The 20,452-nt window shown below is 59.9% G+C and carries 23 protein-coding genes; 10 read left to right on the top strand and 13 right to left on the bottom strand.

Annotation, left to right across the window (positions count from 1 at the left end; translation table 11 throughout):
* Nucleotides 1-13 precede the first annotated feature (13 nt).
* The 6 genes from V8J85_RS00915 to V8J85_RS00940 form a co-directional block, all read right to left on the bottom strand.
* Complete coding sequence (locus tag V8J85_RS00915) at nt 14-670, bottom strand: DnaA ATPase domain-containing protein (protein WP_339951296.1); 657 nt, start codon at nt 668-670, stop codon at nt 14-16.
* A 1-nt stretch (nt 671) separates the two neighbouring features.
* Nucleotides 672-1,733: an AI-2E family transporter gene (locus tag V8J85_RS00920; protein ID WP_339951298.1), complete on the bottom strand. Its 1,062-nt coding sequence runs from the start codon at nt 1,731-1,733 to the stop codon at nt 672-674.
* A 69-nt stretch (nt 1,734-1,802) separates the two neighbouring features.
* Nucleotides 1,803-2,381 (bottom strand): YceI family protein, encoded by a 579-nt coding sequence (locus tag V8J85_RS00925; RefSeq protein ID WP_339951300.1) that lies wholly within the window; start codon nt 2,379-2,381, stop codon nt 1,803-1,805.
* A gap of 129 nt (nt 2,382-2,510) precedes the next feature.
* Nucleotides 2,511-3,137, bottom strand: a complete 627-nt coding sequence (locus tag V8J85_RS00930) for a hypothetical protein (protein WP_339951302.1) — start codon at nt 3,135-3,137, stop codon at nt 2,511-2,513.
* 92 nt (nt 3,138-3,229) lie between these two features.
* Nucleotides 3,230-4,354, bottom strand: coding sequence for an RNA ligase (locus V8J85_RS00935; RefSeq protein ID WP_339951304.1), 1,125 nt, complete (start codon nt 4,352-4,354; stop codon nt 3,230-3,232).
* Nucleotides 4,355-4,426: 72 nt separating this feature from the next.
* Nucleotides 4,427-4,549, bottom strand: a complete 123-nt coding sequence (locus V8J85_RS00940; protein WP_339951306.1) for a hypothetical protein — start codon at nt 4,547-4,549, stop codon at nt 4,427-4,429.
* A 489-nt stretch (nt 4,550-5,038) separates the two neighbouring features.
* On the opposite strand from V8J85_RS00940, the gene V8J85_RS00945 reads away from it, so the two are divergent.
* From V8J85_RS00945 to V8J85_RS00980, 8 genes are all read left to right on the top strand, one after another.
* Complete coding sequence (locus V8J85_RS00945; protein ID WP_339951308.1) at nt 5,039-6,145, top strand: porin; 1,107 nt, start codon at nt 5,039-5,041, stop codon at nt 6,143-6,145.
* A 158-nt stretch (nt 6,146-6,303) separates the two neighbouring features.
* A complete protein-coding gene (gene proS / locus V8J85_RS00950) occupies nt 6,304-7,644 on the top strand; it encodes a proline--tRNA ligase (protein ID WP_339951311.1) in 1,341 nt (446 codons plus the stop codon).
* Nucleotides 7,641-8,201, top strand: a complete 561-nt coding sequence (locus tag V8J85_RS00955; RefSeq protein ID WP_339951313.1) for a peroxiredoxin — start codon at nt 7,641-7,643, stop codon at nt 8,199-8,201. Before proS ends, V8J85_RS00955 begins: the two co-directional genes overlap by 4 nt.
* Before the next feature lie 93 nt (nt 8,202-8,294).
* Nucleotides 8,295-8,903, top strand: a complete 609-nt coding sequence (locus tag V8J85_RS00960; RefSeq protein WP_339951315.1) for a DUF2937 family protein — start codon at nt 8,295-8,297, stop codon at nt 8,901-8,903.
* Nucleotides 8,904-8,953: 50 nt separating this feature from the next.
* Entirely contained in the window at nt 8,954-9,430 is a 477-nt protein-coding gene (locus V8J85_RS00965) for a hypothetical protein (protein WP_339951317.1), read from the top strand.
* A gap of 110 nt (nt 9,431-9,540) precedes the next feature.
* On the top strand, nt 9,541-10,806 hold the full coding sequence (locus V8J85_RS00970; RefSeq protein WP_339951319.1) for an ABC transporter permease: 1,266 nt from the start codon (nt 9,541-9,543) through the stop codon (nt 10,804-10,806).
* Nucleotides 10,799-11,482 carry an ABC transporter ATP-binding protein gene (locus tag V8J85_RS00975; RefSeq protein ID WP_339951321.1) on the top strand — a complete coding sequence of 228 codons (684 nt, stop codon included), beginning with the start codon at nt 10,799-10,801 and terminating at the stop codon, nt 11,480-11,482. Before V8J85_RS00970 ends, V8J85_RS00975 begins: the two co-directional genes overlap by 8 nt.
* A complete protein-coding gene (locus tag V8J85_RS00980) occupies nt 11,479-12,453 on the top strand; it encodes an Ldh family oxidoreductase (RefSeq protein ID WP_339951323.1) in 975 nt (324 codons plus the stop codon). The genes V8J85_RS00975 and V8J85_RS00980 overlap by 4 nt, the downstream gene beginning before the upstream one ends.
* On the opposite strand, the gene V8J85_RS00985 is transcribed toward V8J85_RS00980, so the two are convergent.
* Nucleotides 12,437-12,871, bottom strand: coding sequence for a DMT family transporter (locus tag V8J85_RS00985; RefSeq protein ID WP_339951325.1), 435 nt, complete (start codon nt 12,869-12,871; stop codon nt 12,437-12,439). The genes V8J85_RS00980 and V8J85_RS00985 overlap by 17 nt on opposite strands.
* Nucleotides 12,872-12,965: 94 nt before the next feature.
* On the opposite strand from V8J85_RS00985, the gene V8J85_RS00990 reads away from it, so the two are divergent.
* Together V8J85_RS00990 and V8J85_RS00995 are read left to right on the top strand one after the other, a co-directional pair.
* Complete coding sequence (locus V8J85_RS00990) at nt 12,966-13,352, top strand: c-type cytochrome (protein ID WP_339951327.1); 387 nt, start codon at nt 12,966-12,968, stop codon at nt 13,350-13,352.
* 99 nt (nt 13,353-13,451) lie between these two features.
* Complete coding sequence (locus tag V8J85_RS00995; protein ID WP_339951328.1) at nt 13,452-14,093, top strand: DUF3047 domain-containing protein; 642 nt, start codon at nt 13,452-13,454, stop codon at nt 14,091-14,093.
* Here V8J85_RS00995 and V8J85_RS01000 read toward each other — a convergent pair.
* The 6 genes from V8J85_RS01000 to V8J85_RS01025 form a co-directional block, all read right to left on the bottom strand.
* Nucleotides 14,090-14,785 carry a DUF1194 domain-containing protein gene (locus V8J85_RS01000; protein WP_339951330.1) on the bottom strand — a complete coding sequence of 232 codons (696 nt, stop codon included), beginning with the start codon at nt 14,783-14,785 and terminating at the stop codon, nt 14,090-14,092. The genes V8J85_RS00995 and V8J85_RS01000 overlap by 4 nt on opposite strands.
* Nucleotides 14,786-14,897: 112 nt before the next feature.
* Nucleotides 14,898-15,632 (bottom strand): BglII/BstYI family type II restriction endonuclease, encoded by a 735-nt coding sequence (locus V8J85_RS01005; protein WP_339951332.1) that lies wholly within the window; start codon nt 15,630-15,632, stop codon nt 14,898-14,900.
* Nucleotides 15,629-16,261, bottom strand: a complete 633-nt coding sequence (locus V8J85_RS01010) for an MT-A70 family methyltransferase (RefSeq protein ID WP_339951334.1) — start codon at nt 16,259-16,261, stop codon at nt 15,629-15,631. Before V8J85_RS01010 ends, V8J85_RS01005 begins: the two co-directional genes overlap by 4 nt.
* Nucleotides 16,262-16,338: 77 nt before the next feature.
* Nucleotides 16,339-18,297, bottom strand: coding sequence for a DNA topoisomerase IV subunit B (gene parE, locus V8J85_RS01015; protein WP_339951336.1), 1,959 nt, complete (start codon nt 18,295-18,297; stop codon nt 16,339-16,341).
* A gap of 71 nt (nt 18,298-18,368) precedes the next feature.
* Nucleotides 18,369-19,124 (bottom strand): trypsin-like serine peptidase, encoded by a 756-nt coding sequence (locus V8J85_RS01020; protein ID WP_339951338.1) that lies wholly within the window; start codon nt 19,122-19,124, stop codon nt 18,369-18,371.
* Nucleotides 19,121-20,338, bottom strand: coding sequence for a hypothetical protein (locus V8J85_RS01025; RefSeq protein WP_339951340.1), 1,218 nt, complete (start codon nt 20,336-20,338; stop codon nt 19,121-19,123). Before V8J85_RS01025 ends, V8J85_RS01020 begins: the two co-directional genes overlap by 4 nt.
* Between the last annotated feature and the right edge of the window lie 114 nt (nt 20,339-20,452).

Below are 20,452 nucleotides of genomic sequence, written 5' to 3' on the forward strand. Positions count from 1 at the left end.
AAGTATCGCGGGCTTAGCTGGGGTTGTCCAGCAACTCGGCCGCCAGCCGTTTGTTCAGCTTGCGCCCACGCGCGAGAGCCTGTTCATCCAGCCGCTGTACGATATCGGCAGCAGCCGCGTAGGATCGTTCGATCCGTGTGGCAAGATAACGGGCCAGATCCGGCTGTGGCGAAATCTGCCGGTCGGCGAACAGCTTCATGATCAGGGCCTGCAACAGCGCATCATCGGGGTTGCTGATCTGTGCAATGGTCGTGGCCTGCATCCGGCTGGCAAGGTCGGGCAGGGCGATAGGCCACCGGCTGGGCGGTGTTGCCGCGGTCATCAGCAATGTACCGTCGGTGTTATGCAGGTGATTGTGAAGGTGGAACATCGCCTCTTCCGACGCGGCAGGCAGCGTTTCCATGTCTTCGACGATGATCGTAGAGGCCCGTGGCATCGTGTCTTGCAACGCGCTGGCGTCCAGCAAATCGCCGCCTGTGCGGTTCTGGAATATCCGCGCCAGATGGCTTTTCCCGCAGCCATCCGGGCCGGTGATCACCAGCTTTCGGTCGGGCCAGCTTTCGGGCGCTTCCAACATGGCAAAGGCCTGCGCATTGGGTTCGGCCACAAAGAAATCATCCGGACCCAGCGCGACACCTGTCGGCCAGTCAAAGGAAAGTTGCCTTGCCATATCAGTCGTCTGTCGAAAGCCCGCGGTAAAGGCGGCTTTCCTTATAGCGGTCGATCCCGTAGCGGGCGATGACCCCAAGCATGGCGGCGACGGGGACAGCGACGAGCATGCCGACAAAACCGAAAAGCGACCCGAAGACGGAAAGCGCAAAGATCAGCCAGACCGGATGCAGCCCCACCGAACTGCCAACGAGCTTCGGGGTCAGGATGTTGCCTTCGAAGAACTGGCCAAGGGCGAAGATCGCGGCAACGATGCCGATCGAGAACCATTCTCCCCAGAACTGAAAGATGGCCAGGCCGATGGCGAGCACCCCGCCGACCAGCGCGCCCACGTACGGGATAAAGGAAATCAGCCCGGCAACAAAGCCGACGACCAGCCCGAAATTCAGTCCGGCGATCATCAGGGCGATGGCGTAGTAGGTGCCAAGGATCAAGCATACGGTGCCCTGGCCACGGATGAAAGAGGCGAGGGTGTTGTCGATATCCTTGGCGATCTGCCGGACGGTTGGGGCGTGATCGCGGGGCAGTAATTCGTCGATCTTCGCGGTCATGTTGTCCCAGTCCAAAAGCAGGTAGAAGGCAACGACCGGCACGACGACCAGCAGGATCACGACGTTGATCAGGCCAAGGGCGGAACTGAGGACGCCATTGACGAACTCGGCCCCTTTCGACTGGATCGTTTCGCCGATTTTCAGCAACTGTTGGCGGATCGTGCTTTGTTCATCGACTAGCGAAGGGAACCGTTCTGTCAGGAAGCCCTGCAGACGTTGGAACAATTCGGGCGCGGTGTTGATCAGTTGTGAAGTCTGTTCGACGAGGGTCGGAATGACCAGCAGGATCAACAGCACAAAGATCAAGATCGCCACCAGCGTGATGATCGAGACCGCCACGGCCCGGCTGCATCCGGCCTTTTCCAGACGGTCCGCGATGGGATCAAGGCAATAGGCAATCGCGCCGCCCAGTACGAATGGCAGGATCACATCGCCCAGAAACCACAAAATGACGACGAAGATCGCGATCGCGATCCCCCAGTATTTTGCTTGTTGTCCGACGGGTAGTGCCATGTGCGATCCATTTTAATCTCAGGCGATAAATGCGTTATGGATCGCGCATGTGCAAGGTGGTCGGCGGATTTACCGGCTTTGCGCCACCCGCGCGGCGATATCCAGGGTGATCTGGTCGGCCACCAGATCGCTGTATCCCGTCGCACCAAAAGCCGACCGGCTGACGGCACCGCTGATCCGAAAGCTAAGCTGGCTCAGGTCGTTTGCCGCCGTACCAGCTTGCCGGAACACGGCCGCGTTCAGGGTGACGGGGCGGGTGACACCGCGGATGGTCAGCATGCCCTCGATCTTGCCGCCGGCCGACAGGTTGCGTGGGTCATTGGCGCGGATCGCGGTCGAGCGAAAGCGGATCGTCGGGTGGGCGCCGGCATTCAGGACAGAGGCCCCTTTCAGCGCCTCAGTCGCAAAGATCAGCCCAGTGCGGGCGCGGCTGACATCGACGGTGACATCAACGGACGAGTTACTGAACTGGTCGAAATCGATGAGGATGCTGGCCTGTCGCACGGGCATGGAGCCACGGTTCTGGGCGCCGCTGAGCGAATAGATGAACCCGACTTCGGATCTTTCGGCTTGCAGCGCATAAGGCGTCGGCGCTGCCGCACTGGCGATCGGGATCAGAAACAGGAGGAAAGCGAAGAGGCGGGACATGGGACGTTCCTTTCATGTGGATTGTACATGGGATACGTCCGGCGAGGGTGGTTTATTCCCGCAGATCACGGCCAAGTTAGAGACCAACAAGAAAGTGTTGCAACTTATTATGGCGTGTATGGGTATGGATCATCGTAAAAGCGCTGCGAGGCTTTGGGCGGGTGTTCCGACCAAATGAACTATGCCCAGAGTATGCCCCATCAGCTTCGGGTCTTCTTCGAATTGATCGATCAGCACCAGAATTGAGGTTGTGTTTGGCATCTTCCAGACAGTGAGAATTTGCGTGACGGGATCAAATACATCGTCATCAGGTTCGGGCGCGGTGAAAGACATTGGCTCCCACGCCGTTCGCTGGGAAATTGCGGCGGTGATCTGGGCTGTTGCCTCAGCCATCTGCCTATCTACTTCGTCATATTCAAACGGCGTATCCTGAAGCGGATATGTGCGGAGAAGCGGAACCGGGAACGAAAAGGCTGCCTCCAGTGCGGCCTGCGCATCGTCTCTGAAGCCGCTCGTTTTGTCCCACCACCAGTCCTGAACACGCTCAAACAGGCGCCCGATCGCCGTTTTAGGTGCGCCCAAGTCATCAAGCTCTGCGACGGTCAGGCCAGTCGCCTGCTGCAAGCGGTCGAATTCAGCCTGATAGGCCTTCTCCGCCGTCTCACCAAGTTCTCCGTCTTGCGCTTCCGCCGCAATGCGAACGGCAAGGTTTGCGGTATCTTGGACGGGAACGAGGAATAAGTCGGTGTCGTTCATGACCTGCAGAAACTCCAATCAAATTGTGCGAGTTTGACGAATATCTGGCCAACGGCAAAAAAACCATGCCCGGTTTCCCGGGCATGGGTGTCTCAAATGTCCCGCATCACAAGGTCCGACCCCTTCCAGTCCAGATCGAACAGGTCACGCACCTCGTGCACCCGGTTTTCGGACCCGGAGGCCCATTTGAGCAGCTTGAGAACGGCTGCCCGCGCGTCACGCCCGTCGGCAAGGGCAAAGGCTGCGGGTTGCAGCCGCCGGTCGATCTTGTCCTTGACCGCCATCGCGTATGTCCGCCGGTCCGACATGTCGAACCCGTCGGCAAAATCCGTCAGGTCGGCCACGTGTCCGTTGACCTTTGCCATCAGCTGCGACTGATAGGTTCGCACCCGGTCGGCTACGTCATCATGCAGCAGCGGCAGCACGTCATCGACCGCGCCTTCGACGATCCAGGCCAGTACGTTTTTCTCCAAACTGACACCGGCCAGCGCCTTGTGCCGCAGGGCATAGGCGTCGGCCTTGAGTTTCAGCCGGTGCCCGTCCTCGAAGGCGACGACATAGCCTTCGACATCCCGCAGCGCCCGCCCTTGCAGGACAAAGGCGTTGGCATCGGTGACCTGCCCGAATGTGGCGGCCACTGGCACGCCATACCGACCTGCAAGCGCGACAAGATCGGCGTGGCTCAGGTAAGCCCCGCTGATGATGTCCCGCACGGCAAGCAGCGTGATCGCCGTCTCCGCGTATTCGACGACAACCCGGTTGTCGGGCCCGGTGAACTCGAAAATCGGGGTCTGACCTGCCGCCATCGCGTCAGCCGACAGCCGTTTCACCCCGTCAGAGGCCACGGCAAGCGCCGCCCGCGCCTGATCGGTGATCCCCATCCGGGTCATGAACACCATCTCATCTTTGATGATCGCCGGATGGATCATGGACCCGTCGAGTTTGTCCATGATCACATGCGGCCGCGTCCAGTCGACCTGATTCGGCTGTTCCCGTTCCCCGATATTGAAGAACTTGTGGAAAGGCCGCGCGATCAGTCGCTCATCGCCGCCGAATTTCAAACCACGGCATTGCTGGGCGATCGGGTTGGCGGATGTGTTGTCGGTGACGAACACATAGTCGACCATGGTGTAATCCGCGCGTTCCGACACCACGATCCCGTCATCATACGAGATATGGGGCAGCACATCGTCCAGGGTTTGAATTTCGATTTTCATTGTCCTTCTCCAGAAAATAAAGAAGCCGCTTCGGGGTGAAGCGGCTTGCGTCGGTTGTCATGTCGGATTGATTTACCCGATCGATAACCTTTCAAGCAGCCGCGTTTGCGCAATATTTGGCTGGCCATAGCCGAACAAGCCTTTGCGCAGGGCAATGGCTGAACACTGGCTGAGGTTTTGACGCATGATGTGCATGATCGGCTCCTTGAAACATTCGGATATGGCAAGGTGTGCAGGTGAATCAACCTCAATGTTGGAAACTATCCCTGCGTGTCATTTTTGCCCAAAACAGGGCGTCACAATTCGACAGGGGCGCACAGGGCTTGTGTGCATTTGTGTGCATCACCAACGGCACATTTCTTTGTGACACGCTCTTGCGGCGCGACGACCGTCGCATTTGCTGAGAAAACCAGCCTGTTTTTGGTAAGATGCCGATCTGCAAAACTGCATGTGATCACGCGCGGATCACGCGGTGACACGAGACATTCCGCAGGATGTGCAACGGCGTGAAGCGATGCCGGGTGTTGCCTACAATTTTCCGAAATAAGTTAACAAAAACAATATTTTAAATTGCACACTCTTGTGTCTTCTGCTGGGCTGTTTTCCGCCAATGACCGATGTTTAGTGGTAACGGCGCGGCCTGATCCCCCCGGTCGCCACACTCTCAAATACCGGAGCATTCCTATGAAGATTACCTATCTTGTGACCGCCAGCCTGCTGGCCCTTTCCACCGCCCCTGCCTTTGCCGAAACCGTCGAAAGCGGCGGAACGGGGCTAAGCCTGAAACTGTCCGGTCAGGTCAACCGCGGCGTTCTGTTCGCCGACGACGGCACCGACACCAACACGTTTTTTGTCGACAATGACAATTCTTCGACCCGCTTTCGCCTGACCGGCGAAGCGCCGATCAATGATGACTGGCGCGCGGGTTTCAACATCGAAATCCAGGCGGAGTCGAATTCGACGGCTGACGTCAATCAGAATGACCCAAATCCCAGCAGCGAAAACTTCCTGTCCGAGCGCAAGCTGGAAGGCTACATCGAAGGCAACAGCTTTGGCCGCCTGACCTTTGGTCAGGGCGATACGGCGTCCAACAACACGTCGGAGGTTGATCTTTCGGGCACCGCCGTCGTCGGCTATTCCGGCGTCGAGGATGCAGCGGGTGGCGTTCTGTTCCGCAATGCCGATGGCACATTGTCCGACACAAGCGTTGGCGCAGCATTTACCAACCTGGATGGCCTCAGCCGCCGTGACCGCGTGCGCTATGACACGCCGTCCTTTGGTGGTCTCAGCTTTGCCGCATCGGTGGGCGCCGATAGCGAAGACGCGGATGAGACGTTCTATGACATCGCCGCCAACTACAAAGGCAGGTTCGGGTCCTTACAAGTCGCTGGCGCGGTGGCTTACGCCAACCAGACCGTCGCGGATGCAGAACAGGAAATCGTCAACGGCTCGTTCTCGGCTTTGCATGACAGCGGGTTCAGCCTGACCCTGGCCGGTGGTGTGCAGGAAACCGAAGGCGTCTCGGACGATGTCACCTTTGGCTATGTCAAAGCCGGATATCAGGCCGATTGGACATCGCTGGGCACGACTGCCTTGGCCGTCGATTACGCCGTGAACGAACATGTGCTGGGTCTTGACGACGAAAGCACCTCTTATGGTCTGCTTGCCGTGCAGAACATCGATGCGGTCGGCACCGAGCTTTACGCCGGGCTGCGTAATTATGAGGTCGACGGCGCCGGTGATCTGGACGACGTCACCGTCCTGTTGGCCGGAGCACGGTTCAAGTTCTAAGTGTCCCCCGGGGCGATGCGCTGGTGAGAGGGCGCTCCCCCCAACATGTCTCGGCCGGGTTTCATGGGCCCGGCCGGGGCTTTTTGACCTCTCGCGCTTGCGCGTCGTGGCGGTGCCCCCTAAACGGTTGTTCACACAGCCGAAGTTGGGGTCAAAAGATGCGCCTGAGCCGCTATTTCCTGCCAGTTCTGAAAGAAACGCCGCGCGAGGCGCAGATCGTCAGCCACCGTTACATGTTGCAGGCGGGGATGATCCGCCAGTCGAGCGCCGGGATTTATTCCTGGCTGCCGCTGGGGTTCAAGGTGCTCAAGCGGTTGGAGCAGATCGTGCATGAAGAGCAGCAGCGGGTCGGCCATCTGCCGATGCTGATGCCGACCATTCAGTCGGGCGATCTGTGGAAGCAATCGGGCCGGCACAATTCCTACGGCCCTGAAATGCTGCGCTTTCATGACCGGCATGGGCGCGAGATGCTGTATGGCCCGACCAACGAAGAGATGATCACCGAGATCGTGGCGGCCTATGTCAAAAGCTACCGCGATCTGCCGCTGACGCTGTATCATATCCAATGGAAGTTTCGCGACGAACGCCGTCCAAGGTTCGGGGTCATGCGGGGCCGCGAGTTCTATATGAAAGACGGCTATAACTTCGACCTGTCGAAAGAGGCGGCATTGCACGCCTATAACCGCCATTTGGTCAGCTATCTGCGCACATATGAGCGGATGGGTCTGCAAGCGATCCCCATGCGCGCGGATTCCGGCCCGATTGGCGGGGATTACACGCATGAGTTTCTGGTGCTGGCAGATACGGGTGAATCCGAGGTCTTCTATGACAGCGCCATCACCGATCTGACGTTTGGCGATCGCGCGGTCGATGTGGACGATTACACCGCCTGTCAGGCGGTCATGGACGAATTCACGTCACGCTATGCCCGCACGGATGAGACCCATGATGAGGCGCTGTTCAACGAGGTGCCGGAGGATCGGCGCCGGTCTGCGCGGGGGATCGAGGTTGGTCAGATCTTCTATTTCGGAACCGAGTATTCCGAGAAGATGGGCGCCATTGTCCAGAATGAAGACGGCAAGCAGGTGCCGCTGCATATGGGATCGCATGGGATCGGCGTCAGCCGGTTGGTAGGCGCGATCATCGAGGCGTCGCATGACGACAAGGGGATCATCTGGCCCGAAGGTGTGACGCCGTTCCATTGCGGGATCGTGAACCTCAAGCAGGGGGATGAGGCGGCGGATGCGGAATGTGACAAGCTCTATGACAGCCTGAGCGCCCTGGGGCTTGAGCCGCTGTATGATGATCGGGATGAGCGGGCAGGGGCCAAGTTTGGGACGATGGACATGATCGGGCTGCCTTGGCGGATTACCGTCGGGCCACGGGGCCTCAAGAATGGTGTCGTCGAGTTGACGAGCCGCCGGACAGGTGAAAGCGAGGAATTGCCGCCTGAACAGGCGGTCGCGCGTATTGCCGAGATTTATCAGGGCGTCGCATGAGCCTTACCGATGTCGACTGGTCGCTGATCCCGTCACCGTCCGACGACGGTGGTGCCGACCATCTTGAAGGGATGGCTTTGGCAGACGTCGATTTACCATCGACTGACGGTGGGTCGGTGAACCTGTCGACCATGCGTGGTCTGGCCGTCGTCTACGTCTACCCCATGACAGGTCGCCCCGACCGCGATTTGCCCGATGGATGGGATGACATCCCCGGTGCGCGCGGTTGCACGCCGCAATCCTGTGCTTTTCGTGACCACTTTGCCGAGATGCAGGAATTCGAGGTGCAGTCGCTCTACGGTCTGTCGGTGCAGGACACCGGCTATCAGAAAGAGGCTGCAGGGCGGCTGCATCTGCCGTTTCCGCTGTTGTCGGATGCTGACGGCGCCTTTGGTGACGCAATGGAGCTGCCGCGGTTCGAGGCTGATGGGCAAAAGCTGCTCAAACGGCTGACGATGATCGCGCGGGATGGTGTGATCGAACAGGTATTCTATCCCGTCTTCCCGCCTGATCAGGATGCGCGGAATGTGATCGATTGGCTACGTGATAACGCCTGATGTCGCTTAGCGATTAACCTTGGTGGATGAATCTGCTAGCTTGCAAAAAAAAACGAGGCAGCAGATGACCACAATAGCAATAGGGGCGCGGGCATGATCCGTGCGCTTTGTCTGATCGGGGGCCTGACCGGGGCGGCGGGGCTTTCGCAGTTTCCCGAGTTTTCGCAGCAATACCTGCAGCGGTTGGCGGGGCAGGCAGAGGCCTTGACCCTTGTGGTCAAGGAATTCGATACAACCGCGCTTGAGGCCGGTCTGGGACGGGAACAAGCGTTGGAGCAGATGACCGGGACGCCCCTTTTGGACGGGCGACAGGCGGATATGCGCCGTGTCTTTGCCCGGCATGCAAGGTTGAGCGAGAACCTGACAATCCTGCGGGAGGCCTCTCCACTGCAGCTTTTGGTCCTGCCGCATCGTATGGCGGATGGCCCCACGGTGCAGGATGTCTGGGCGGATTTCGTCCCGGCTGTGCCGGTCAGTACCGCCGGGGTCACGGCGGCTGGTGCCGGGTTTCTGGGGGGATGGTTGGTTTTGGCAGTGGTGTTGAGCGTGATCACGGCGCCGATCCGATGGATGCGGCGCACGCCAACAAAGACGCAGAAGCGCCGTGAGCCGGCGATGCGTACCGATCCACCCGTCGCGCGTCCGACGCTGGTGTCCGATAATGAACCAAAACGGCCACGGCTTGCCGGGGTTCAACGGTAGTCTGGCGACCTGAAAGGGTGTGGCCCGGTTCTGCGCGAGGAGTGTGTGTGATGAGATGTCTCAAAGTTCTGTCCATCGCGGTGAGTGTAGCTACTCCGCTGGATGCGCAGGATGTGCCATCGGGTTGCTATGTCAGGGACTATTCCGAGGCGCACCTTGCGCAGAACCCAGAGCAGATTGTTGATCGCATCAGCATTATCTTCGGCCCGCATGACGGCGTCCTTTTGGCCGATGTCAAAGTGCTACTGGCAAATCAGGGCAGCGCGGCGCGCGATGGCAATGGCGGGGCGTATGTCTCTGAGACGGCAGCAAACTTCAGCAGCCCTCTTCAATTCGGCGTAGAATGCGACGGCGGTTACTTTGATGTCATTGAGTTCGATGATGAAGCCATGACGATCGAAACGCCCGGGATCCGGATATCGGGCGAGGGCTGCGGTGGTGAGGGGATCGAGACATATCTTGTCGAGGCGGGCAGTGAGGCCACACGCTACATTCTGTACCGGGACGAGCTGGGGGCGTGTTTCTGATACACGCGACCATCATGGCACCTGACGTCGCTCTCTCACCCTGTATTTAGCCGCTTGACGCTGTCACCCCTTCAACCCACTTTGCGCGCAAACCGCCCATAGGAGCTTTCATGGCCAAGGTGCAAACCACCGCCCCGTTTTCCAGGTTCGAATGGATCATCGCCTGGCGCTATATTCGTGCCAAACGGGCCGAAGGCGGGGTCAGCACGATGACCTGGATCAGTCTGATCGGGGTCACGCTGGCCGTTTTCGCGCTGATCGCAACTTTGGCCGTCCGGTCCGGCTTCCGGGCCGAGTTCATAGATACGATCGTGGGGGCGAATGCCCATGTTTCGGTCGTGCGCCCGCGTGAGACGATCGCGGACTTCGAGGGCATCGCCGAACAGATCGCGCTGGTCGACGGGGTCGTCAGCGTCTCGCCCTTGATCCGCGGTCAGTCGATGGCCGGGGCAGGCGGCCGCGTCGCGCTTGCCGATATCTATGGCATCCGACTGGAGGACCTGAAATCGTCCGAGGCGATTGTCGATAGCGAACGCACGATCGGCAATATCGACGATCTGCCGAACGGGATCGCGTTGGGATCTGCGCTTGCGAACAATCTCGGCCTGACGATCGGCGACAAGGTTGAAATTACCATCCGGTCGGGGGCGAATACGCCGTTCGGGCAGTCGATGCGGCGAAACGTCTATGACGTGGTCTTCATCTTCTCGACCGGGCGGTTCCAGATTGATGAGGTACGCGCCTATCTGCCGTTCGAAACCGCGCAGTTGATCTTCAACCGCGATGGAACGGCCGATGAGCTTGAGGTGCGGCTTGATGACATCAACCGCTCCGAAGAGCTGAAACAGGACATCGCCAACGCCGCCGGTCCCGACATGTGGGCCTATAGCTGGCAGGATCGCGTCGGCCGGTTCCTGCGCGCGCTGACGATCGAGGACAACGTGATGTTCATCATCCTGTCGATCCTCGTGCTGGTCGCGTCCATGAACATCATCAGCGGCCTGATCATGCTGGTAAAGAACAAGGGCCGCGATGTGGGCATCCTGCGCACGATGGGGCTGACCGAAGGGTCGATCCTGCGTGTGTTCTTTATCTGCGGTGCGGGGATCGGGACCTTGGGGACCTTGCTGGGCGTGGTTTTGGGCTGTTTTTTCGCGATCTACATCGACCAGATTTTCAGCCTTGTGAACTACGTCTCTGGCGGTGGCGTGTGGGATCCGTCGATCCGGGGCATCTACAATGTCCCTGCCGAATTGCACCTGACCGATGTGTTGAAAGCGGTGTCATTGTCGCTGGGTCTGTCATGGATCATCACGATCTTTCCAGCGCGTCGTGCCGCACGGATGAACCCGGTGGAGGCGTTGCGTTATGAGTGATCCGACGCTTGACATCAGCGGCCTTACGAAAGCCTACAACCACGGCCTGCCCAACGAGGTGCAGGTGTTGCAGGGGGCGTCATTGACCGTGCAACCGGGCGAGATTGTTGCGCTGGTCGCACCATCGGGGGCGGGCAAGTCGACCTTGCTGCATATCGCGGGCCTCTTGGACACCCCGGATCAGGGCACCGTGACGATCCGCGGTGAAGACATGACCAATCTGTCGGACCGCCGTCGCACCGCCGTCAGGCGGGCGACCGTCGGGTTCATCTATCAGTTCCACCATCTGCTGCCGGAATTCACTGCGCTCGAAAACATCGTGCTGCCGCAGCTGGCGAATGGCGTGCCGGACAAGGACGCCGAGGCGCGGGCGCTGGACCTGCTGGGCCGGGTCGGTGTCGCCGAGCGCGCCACGCACAGGCCCGCAGCGCTGTCCGGTGGCGAACAGCAGCGGGTCGCGTTTTGCCGTGCGCTGGCGAATGAACCGTCGCTTCTTTTGGCGGATGAACCAACCGGTAACCTTGACCCCGAAACATCCGACCGCGTGTTCGATGCGCTAATGGCGCTGGTACGGGACAAAGGGCTTGCCGCGGTGATCGCGACCCATAACCTTGAACTCGCCGCCCGGATGGATCGCCAGGTACGCCTCACCGGCGGCGCACTGGAGGCCGCATGAAAGTTGCGCTCACCGAGATCGAGGAACGCAGTTTCGCGGCGCTGACAGGCCATGGTGCGGGCAAGCGGCAGGCCCGGTCAGTGGCCAAGGCCGTCGCACGGGCCGAGGCGTTGGGAAATGTCATCTGTGGCCTCTACTATCTGGAAAGCTATTGCCTACAGCTGACATCCGGCCGGGTGAAGGGTCTGGTCGATCCTGTGGTCAGCCGCCCAAGGCCAGGCTCCGTCTTGTCGGACGCACGATACGGTTTCGCGCAATATGCGTTCGAGGTCGCGCTGCACGCAGCCACGAAGTCGGCCTGCACCAACGGCGTCGCGACGCTGGCAGTCGCGCATGCGCATACCTGCACCTCGCTCGGCTATTTCACCGAACAGATCGCGGGTGAGGGGCTGATCGGGATCGGGTTCACAAATGCGTCCCCCGTCGTCGCCCCGCCGGGCGGAAACAAGGCGGTGATCGGGACCAATCCCATCGCGATGTCGGTGCCGGGCGAGGACGGGTTGGCGATGCACTTCGATTTCTCCACCTCTGCCGTGGCGCTGGGCAAGATCACGATGGCCAAGGCAGCAGGCGAAGCTATCCCGCTTGGCTGGGCCGTCGACGCCGACGGACAGCCAACCACCGACCCTGACGCGGCCTTGAATGGCGCATTGGTCAGCGCAGGCGGTTACAAGGGGTGGGGTTTCGGCCTGATGGCGGAATTACTGGCGGCAGGCATGACCGGATCGGTGAATTCGCTGGATGTGGGTGGGCTGAAATTGCCAGACGGGCCGCCTCATGGCCTTGGGCAGTTCTACATCATGATGGATGCCGGCACCTATCACGACGGCTTTGCCGACCGCTTTGCGCGCGTGGCGCAGGCCGTTGCAGAACAAGACGGTGCGCGCATCCCCGGCGCTAACCGACAAGTCATGACAGAGGTCGACGTGCCCGATACGCTTTGGGAAAAGGTCCTCACACTCTCTGCGTGACGAAAATCCCCGCCGCCATCAGGGCAATCCCCGCAGCACGGGTCATTGACAGGGGCGTTTGCTGCGCGGTGAACAGCCCGAAATGATCAATCGCCGCGGCGGAAATCAGCTGACCCAGCAGCACGAAAAACACCGCATTGCCCACACCCATCGTCGGCGCGATCCACGTGATGGACAAAACGTAAAAGGCGATCAGCGCACCTGCCAGAAACAGATGGCGCGGGGCGCCGGCCAGCTTGGTCACTGCCGCTGGACTGGTGATCAAAGCCACAATCGCCGCGACAGCAAACGCCACGACGAACAATACGGTCGCGGCCACCGCTGGTGACCCGATGTACCGCCCCAGCGCCGCGTTCAGGGCGGCAAGGATCGGAATGCCGATACCCGCGCTGAGCATGATCAGAATGTGGTGGGGCATGGGCGATCCTTCGCTGTTATTCACATGCGGCTGATCCAGATCAAACGATTCTCGGCCACATTCGCTATACTCTAGCCAAAACAGGAGGCAGAGCATGCGGTATTTCATCATTTTGGCCACGATGGCTATGGCGGGCTGCGTCGCCGAGGAACCGATCGACGGTCGCAAGGCCTTCATCGCCGATTGCGCCGGGTGTCACGGGGCGGATGGCACAGGCAATGGACCTGATGCGCGCGCGCTGGCCACGACCCCGCCTGACCTGACGACGATCAGCGCCCGCAACGGCGGCACCTTCCCGCGCGATCAGGTCATGAGCACGATCGACGGGCTGGATCGCGGGGTCCATTTCAGCAATGCAATGCCCGAATTCGGGGCCGGTGACATGGGCGATACGATCATCGTCGAACGGGACGGATTGGGCACGCCGGTGCCAGAGCGGCTGCTGGCCCTGACCGAGTACTTGGAAGGCATTCAGCAGTAACGCCCCCTGACAATGGCGTGAAAAACGAAAGCGTGGGTTTCCTTATGGATAGGGTGCGGTAGGTCCTATGATCAAACGCACCAACGATAGGAGCCCCCAATGCGTCTTTTGCTCAACGCCGCCCTTGCCACCGCCATCGCGCTGCCCGCCGCCGCCGGGCCTGTCAGCTTTGCCAATGGCTGGCAGGAACAGCGCCTGTCATTGTTCAGTTCCAACGATTACAGCTTTGGCAACAACCTGAGCATGGTGTCCAACGGCTCGGTGTCCATCGCCTGGACCCGGGTTGGTCAGGCCGATTGGGGCAGCCGCAGCGCATCATGGAGCTGGACGGTCGAACAGTCGGTGCCCGCGACGAACCTCGCCCAAAAGGGTGGGGACGACCGCAATATCTCGCTCTATTTCGTCTTCGTCCCTGAAAGCGTGGCCCCCAGCCTGCAAGGCGCCAATATTCGTAGTCTGTTGGGCAATGATGACGTGCGCATCATCCAATATGCCTGGGGCGGAAACCATTCGCGCGGGCAGGTGATACCGTCACCTTATGGCCCCAGCGGGCAAGGTGTGACCGTCGCGCTGCGTCAGGCCGGGACCGGATCGCATAGCGAACGTGTTGATCTGGCTGCGGATTATGCGCGTGCCTTTGGCGGGCAGCCGGGGGCCTTGGTCGGTCTGGCCGTGTCGGGCGACAGCGATGATACCGACAGCGTAATCCGCGCGGCGATCGGGAACCTGAGCCTCGGCTAACGCGCAGCGATCTGGGTCGTGGGCGTTCGTCCCGCGATCTCGAGGATCAGCTTGCGTTTGACGGCCTCAGTGAATGCGGGGCCGCTTTCTGCGGGGATGACGAATGCGTTCGGACCGCCGATTATGTTCTGTTCATAGGCCGTCGGCAGGTCAAATCCGATCTGTCCGCCGCGCAGGATCGGCAGGGCGTTGATCGTGATGCCATCAGCGACGACCGTGTCGCGGGCTTGGCTGACCGGCGGGCCAAAACTGTTTCCCATACTATCCCCCGAAAAGTCGATCACGCGGCGGAAGCCTTTGATATCGTTGCCATTGATCTGCTCCATCCCATAAAGCAGGGCCGACCCGATCGCATTCCGCCCACCCGCTTGCCGGGGCGGCCCGATCAAGGCGTCAGCGAAGGCTGCGGCGCTCTCTGCGTCCGCGATGATCGTCCAATCGACGACCGTGGCCTGGTTCGTGGCCCATTCCACGTAAGTGACCGCGATAGAGCCGTAGAGCGTGTTCCGGATCGCCGAGACGACCGCCGGATCGGTGATCGCGGTGGCGTAGGATTGGCGCTGGAAGGCGAGTTCGTCCGCGTCGATAGAGCCTGAGGCGTCGGCCAGCAGGACAAGTTCGAGGTCGGTTTCGATCTGTTGGGCGGCGGCAGGGGTCGCGAGGGTGGCGAGGGTGAGGATGAGATGGCGCATGTGGGGGAGGTAGGGCGGATGGGGGTGTGAGCAATGGGTGCAGCAGGCGTACAGAATGTGTACACACGTTTGACGCGCAGTAGGGCGGGTTTTTTTTCCCACAGGCAATATGTCAGTTACTTCTTGACCAATCCATGACGCAGCTTGGTTTGATCCCGATTGCCAAAACGGGACATCCGCCGTTTCGCCCCGCGTCCAGCCGATAGAGCAATTTGCCCATCCATGTCGTTGATGCGCCAAACTTCTTGTAGACATCCTCGGTGCCCTCGGTTCCGTCCTTCTTGAGAACCTTTCCCAAGCTACGAAAGAACGTATTGTCGAGTGAATTGCCCCTTGTAAGGATAATCCCAACGTCGATCGCGCCGGCGTCATAAAACGCGGAGAACGCATAAAGATCGCGATCGTAGGTTTGATCTTTACTATTCCATTCAAGATCCAGCGCAACTTTGCCATTCACGAAGTCGATGCGATGCCCGTCAAGGAATCCTTCGCGGATGTACTCTCGGAGGATGTTCGACTTCTGCTTGGCGTGGATCAGCCGGACATGCAGATCGGCAACGATGCGTGCTTCGTCCCAGCCTTCGGCGAACAAGTCATCCACGTATTTTGCGATCTGGCCTTTGCTGCCTCCTGGTTCGCGGATCATTGCTGTCGAAATCTGGAACTGCTGCAGCGCCGAGAGGATATCTGCGAATTGATCTGGAAAACTAGATTGCAGAATTGTCGCGGCGTTTCGGTAGCTGACAATCTCGAACTTTTTGCGAATCTCTGCCGGAAATATCCGATCCACGGTGTCCGGGCTGTCTGCAACCTTGCCTTCGGAGACGTCACCGTCCGTTTCGGTCATTCCGCAGCGACGCCCGAGTTGTGCTTGTAGGTATCCCAGGTCGGCTTGTAATCATCATCTGCCTGATTGCCCCAGACGGTCCAGTTTTCCCTTTTTCCACGACCGAAAAGCTCAAGATAGGGGCCCCAGCTGCAGGATTCGATGATGTCGTACTGCTCGTCCGGTTTCCGCGAATGTTCCCGTTTCCGGGTCCCGAATAGGTTGACTTGGCGTCGACCGGCAGCGAGCGTCCGCGCGTTCTTGCCGCGCACGCCGAACAGGATGATTTCTGTCACGTTGCGGAAGTAAAACCCGACGCCACGCCCGTCGGATCCACCATCCTTTCTGACCTTATGCCAGATGATGTTGGATTTGTATTCGAAGCCCCAGGCAGAAAGAACCTGCAATCCTTGAGGTAGCAGTGCATTTGGGACCCAAAGATAGCAATGTGCCGTATCTTTCAGATGCTCGGCGACGGGTAAATCGCATATGTCCTGCAACTCCATCGTCGGATAGCGCGCCAGACGCTTGTGTTCCGGCGCGACCTTGCCGGTTCTGTTGGTGAAGCGCCAAGGTGGGTCTGCCATGACAGTTGCGAAGCGCTGGCTATCCAGAAAATTCGACAGATCCTGTGATGCTTCGTGTGTCATGCCGAGTCCCCTTGATTAAGCGCTATATAGAACAAATTCCGAACAAAACCTCAACATTTAGTTAAGGGACATGGGGCTCAAACATCCAACTCCTCCACAAACCGCGCGTTCTCCTGAATATACTGGAACCGCAATTCGGGCTTCTTCCCCATCAGACGCTCGACCAGATCGGCTGTATCCCCCGGCTCATCGTCATGCACGGTCACCCGGATCAGTTTGCGGGTTTTGGGGTCCATGGTGGTCTCTTTCAGGTCCTTGGCGTCCATTTCGCCCAGGCCCTTGAAGCGCTGCACGTCGATTTTGCCTTTGCCGCCCAGGCCCTTGGCCAGAACGGCCTCTTTTTCCGCGTCGTCGGCGACATAAACCCGCCGCGCCCCTTGCGTCAGCCGGTAGAGGGGCGGGCAGGCCAGGTAGAGGTGGCCCTGGTCGATCAGGGGCCGCATTTGGGTGAAGAAGAACGTCATCAGGAGCGAGGCGATATGGGCGCCGTCCACGTCCGCGTCGGTCATGATAATGATCTTGTCATAGCGCAGGTCATCGACGTTGAACCGGGTGCCCATGCCGACACCCAGCGCCTCGCAGAGGTCGTTGATTTCGGCGTTGGACGACAGCTTGTTGGATGCGGCGCCCAGCACGTTCAGGATCTTGCCTTTGAGCGGCAATAGCGCCTGATTTTCTCGGTTGCGCGCGCCCTTGCCAGAGCCGCCCGCTGAATCACCCTCGACAATGAACAGCTCGGTCCCCGCTCGGTCCTTGGACGTGCAGTCGGTCAGTTTGCCGGGCAGGCGCAGTTTCTTGGTGGCACTCTTGCGGGCGGTTTCCTTTTCCTGCTTGCGGCGCAGCCGTTCCTCGGCCCGCAGCACGAGGAAATCGAGGATGGCACCGGCGGATTTCGTGTCGTTCGCCAGCCAGTTGTCGAAATGGTCGCGCACGGCACCTTCGGTCATTTTTGCCGCCGCCTCGGTCGATAGCCGGTCTTTGGTCTGGCCTACAAAGGCGGGGTCACGGATGAAACAGCTGACCAGCGCGCAACCGCCCGACATCAAATCATCACGTGTAATCTGCGCCGACTTCTTGTTTCCTGACAATTCACCATAGCTTTTGATCCCTTTGAGGATCGCCGACCAGAAGCCTGTGACATGCGTCCCGCCTTCGGGCGTGGGTACCGTGTTGCAGTAGGACTGGATGAAACCATCGCGCACGGGCGTCCAGTTGATCGCCCATTCGACCTTGCCCGGCTCACCATATTTTTCGTTGAAATCGACGGTGCCGGAGAAGGGTTTGTCGGCATAGGTCGTGGCGGTGCCGAGTGTTTCTTTCAGATAGTCGGAAAGACCGCCGGGGAAGTGGAAGGTCGCCTCGGTCGGCGTTTCCCCATCGCCGATTTCGGATTTCCAGCGGATTTCGACGCCACTGAACAGGTAGGCCTTGGACCGGATGGATTTGAACAGGCGCGCGGGTTTGAATTTGTGGTGGCCAAAGATGTCGGGGTCCGCGTGGAACGTCGTCGTGGTGCCGCGCCGGTTCTGGGTCGGCCCGAGTTTCTGCACCGGGCCAAGGGGGACGCCGCGGGAAAAGCGCTGTTCGTAAAGCTCTTTGTTCCGCGCGACCTGCACGACCATGCTGTCGGACAGCGCGTTGACCACGGATGCCCCGACACCGTGCAGGCCGCCGGAGGTCTGGTAGGCCTTGCCGCTGAACTTGCCACCTGCATGCAGCGTGCAGAGGATCACCTCGAGCGCGCTCTTGTCAGGAAACTTGGGGTGAGGGTCGATGGGGATGCCGCGCCCGTTATCCTTGATCGTGATGGAATGGTCAGCATGCAGATCGACCTCGATCCGGTTGGCGTGGCCTGCGACGGCCTCGTCCATGGAATTGTCCAGCACCTCGGCCACGAGGTGGTGCAGGGCGCGTTCATCGGTGCCGCCGATATACATGCCCGGTCGTTTGCGGACGGGTTCGAGCCCTTCGAGAACTTCGATGGAATCCGCGTTGTAGTCGTCGGGTGAATCCCCGGGGAAGAGATCATCGGCCATGGCTGCTGCTCATTTCTTTTGGTTTGCACCATAATGGCAGGTGGGTCGGGTTCGGGCAATGTGCAAAGGCGCTAACGCTGCAGCATGTCGAGGGCGGTGGTCCAGTTTTCGGCGGGGATGATCAGCGTCTGAATATTGCCGCCATCGCTACGGACCGCCGAGACGATGCCAAGGACGATCATCTGGCCATCGATCATAGTGACCAGCGGCGCGCCGGAATCGCCCTGCATGATGGGGCAATCGTTGAGGACCATGATATCGGCACCCTCGCCGGACGGTGTGCAGTTTTCGGCCACCGACAGCACATGCGGTCTGATCCCGGGATAGCCCGCGATGCGGGGTTCGGGCCCGATCTCTTCACTATGGGTTTGATGGACCGCCCTTAGCGGTTGATCCAGAACCAAAAGCGCCCAATCGCTGGCGCGGCTTGGGCTGAGAGAATTACTGGTCGGGTCCTGATCGCCGGGAAGGGTGTAATAAAGCGCGTTCGCCGCACCTTGATGCGTCCCGCGCTGGTAACCCACGACGAAACGAATGCTTTCGGCCGGTATCCAGCGTTTTCGGGCGCGGTTGAACAGGCAATGGGCCGCCGTCACGACGATATCGTCGGCGATCAACGTGCCGGTGCAATGGCTGCGCACGTCGATACTGGCAAAATTGACGCGGCCGATGACGTGCCATGGTGGTTGGGCCGCGTCGACGATGGTGCGGGCGCGCACGGCGTCGCATCCGATATCAGGCGTCGGGCCGACCCCGCAGATATCGCTGCTGGTCTGCGCATATGCCGGCGCGGCCGTCAGCAGGGTGAGGAGGAGTGCTTTGATCACTCCGTATCCAGAAACTGGTCGCCGATCAGGATGCCGTCGCCGGTGTCAAAGATGATCTCGGCGGAGGTCTCTCCGCGCCGGTCGGTCATGATCAGAAGCCCGTTTTCGATCACATAGGTCCCGCTTTGTGCGTCACCGTCGCTGAAAGTGAAACCACCGCCATCGAAATTCCCACTGACCGAGCCAAAGCTGTCGCCGGTGAAGGTGCCGTCGGGGCGGAACGTCGTCTCGGACGAACTGGCGATACCGCCTTCGATCCCGCTGCCCGGGGTGAAGCCGGTATAGTTGAAATCGTAAAGCCCACCGTCGAGCGGCGTGCCATCCGCGACGGGGGTCACTTCGCGATAGTCGATCGTGCCATCGCTCCATGCCCGTTCGGATCGGTTCCAGGTCAGCTCTTCGCGGCGTCCGTCGGCATAGGTGATATCGATGCGCCGCCTGCCATTCTGGGTATAGATACCGAAATCGGGATCGAAGGCGTCCATCATGGAATTGCGGTCGATTGTGTCGACGCCACCGGGCGGCGTGCCCCGATACACGTGACCATCGGGGTAGAACACCAGTATTTCATGATCGATGTCGATCCGCGTCATACCGTCAAGCCCGATGCCGACGACCTGCCGCCAGCCCCACCAGACCCCCGACATCTCTCCGGCTGTGGCGACGGGGAGGAGCTGATCGTCCGTTCCGCCGACAAAGGTCAGGCCGTCGAAGAACGGGATGATCTCACCGGAGAAGGTATCGCTGATCTCGCGCAACTCGTCCTCGTCCGAGAAAGACCCGCGAAAGCCCAGCAGGGTTTTGCGGTCGCCCAGATCGACGGCGATCAGGATATAGAGCTTGCGACCGTCGAAACGATAACCACGCATCAGGGCGGGGCGTCCGGCCATTTCGATGGCATCGGCGGCGCCGAGCGCTTCAAAATCATCCCGATCCTCAGGGTCTTCGAACAGGGTCAGGTTGTCGATCAGGAACCGGCCCAACGTGCCGGTATCGGGCTGTGAGGTGCTGAGGAAGACGTAGCAGAATTCGCAACGATCGCCCGGCAGGTCAGAAAGGAAGATCTTGACGCCGTCCTTTTCCCGCCCTTCGTCCCAGCCTTGCGGCGGGTCATAGAGGATGTCCCCGAATTGACGGTCCTGCGCGGGCAGGGGGCCTGCCCAAAGCGTGGCGAAAATGGGTAGCAGGCGCAGATACGATTTCATCGAAGACATGATGGCAGTGTGCCGGACGAGCCGGTGCCCGGCAAGGTGGGGAAGTGCGGTTCCCATTTCCGCTCGTCAAGCGTGTGCGGTCGCCCTAAAGTAGCGCAAGCGACGACAGCGTAA

The organism is Yoonia sp. 2307UL14-13 (assembly GCF_037572755.1).
Lineage (GTDB): Bacteria > Pseudomonadota > Alphaproteobacteria > Rhodobacterales > Rhodobacteraceae > Yoonia.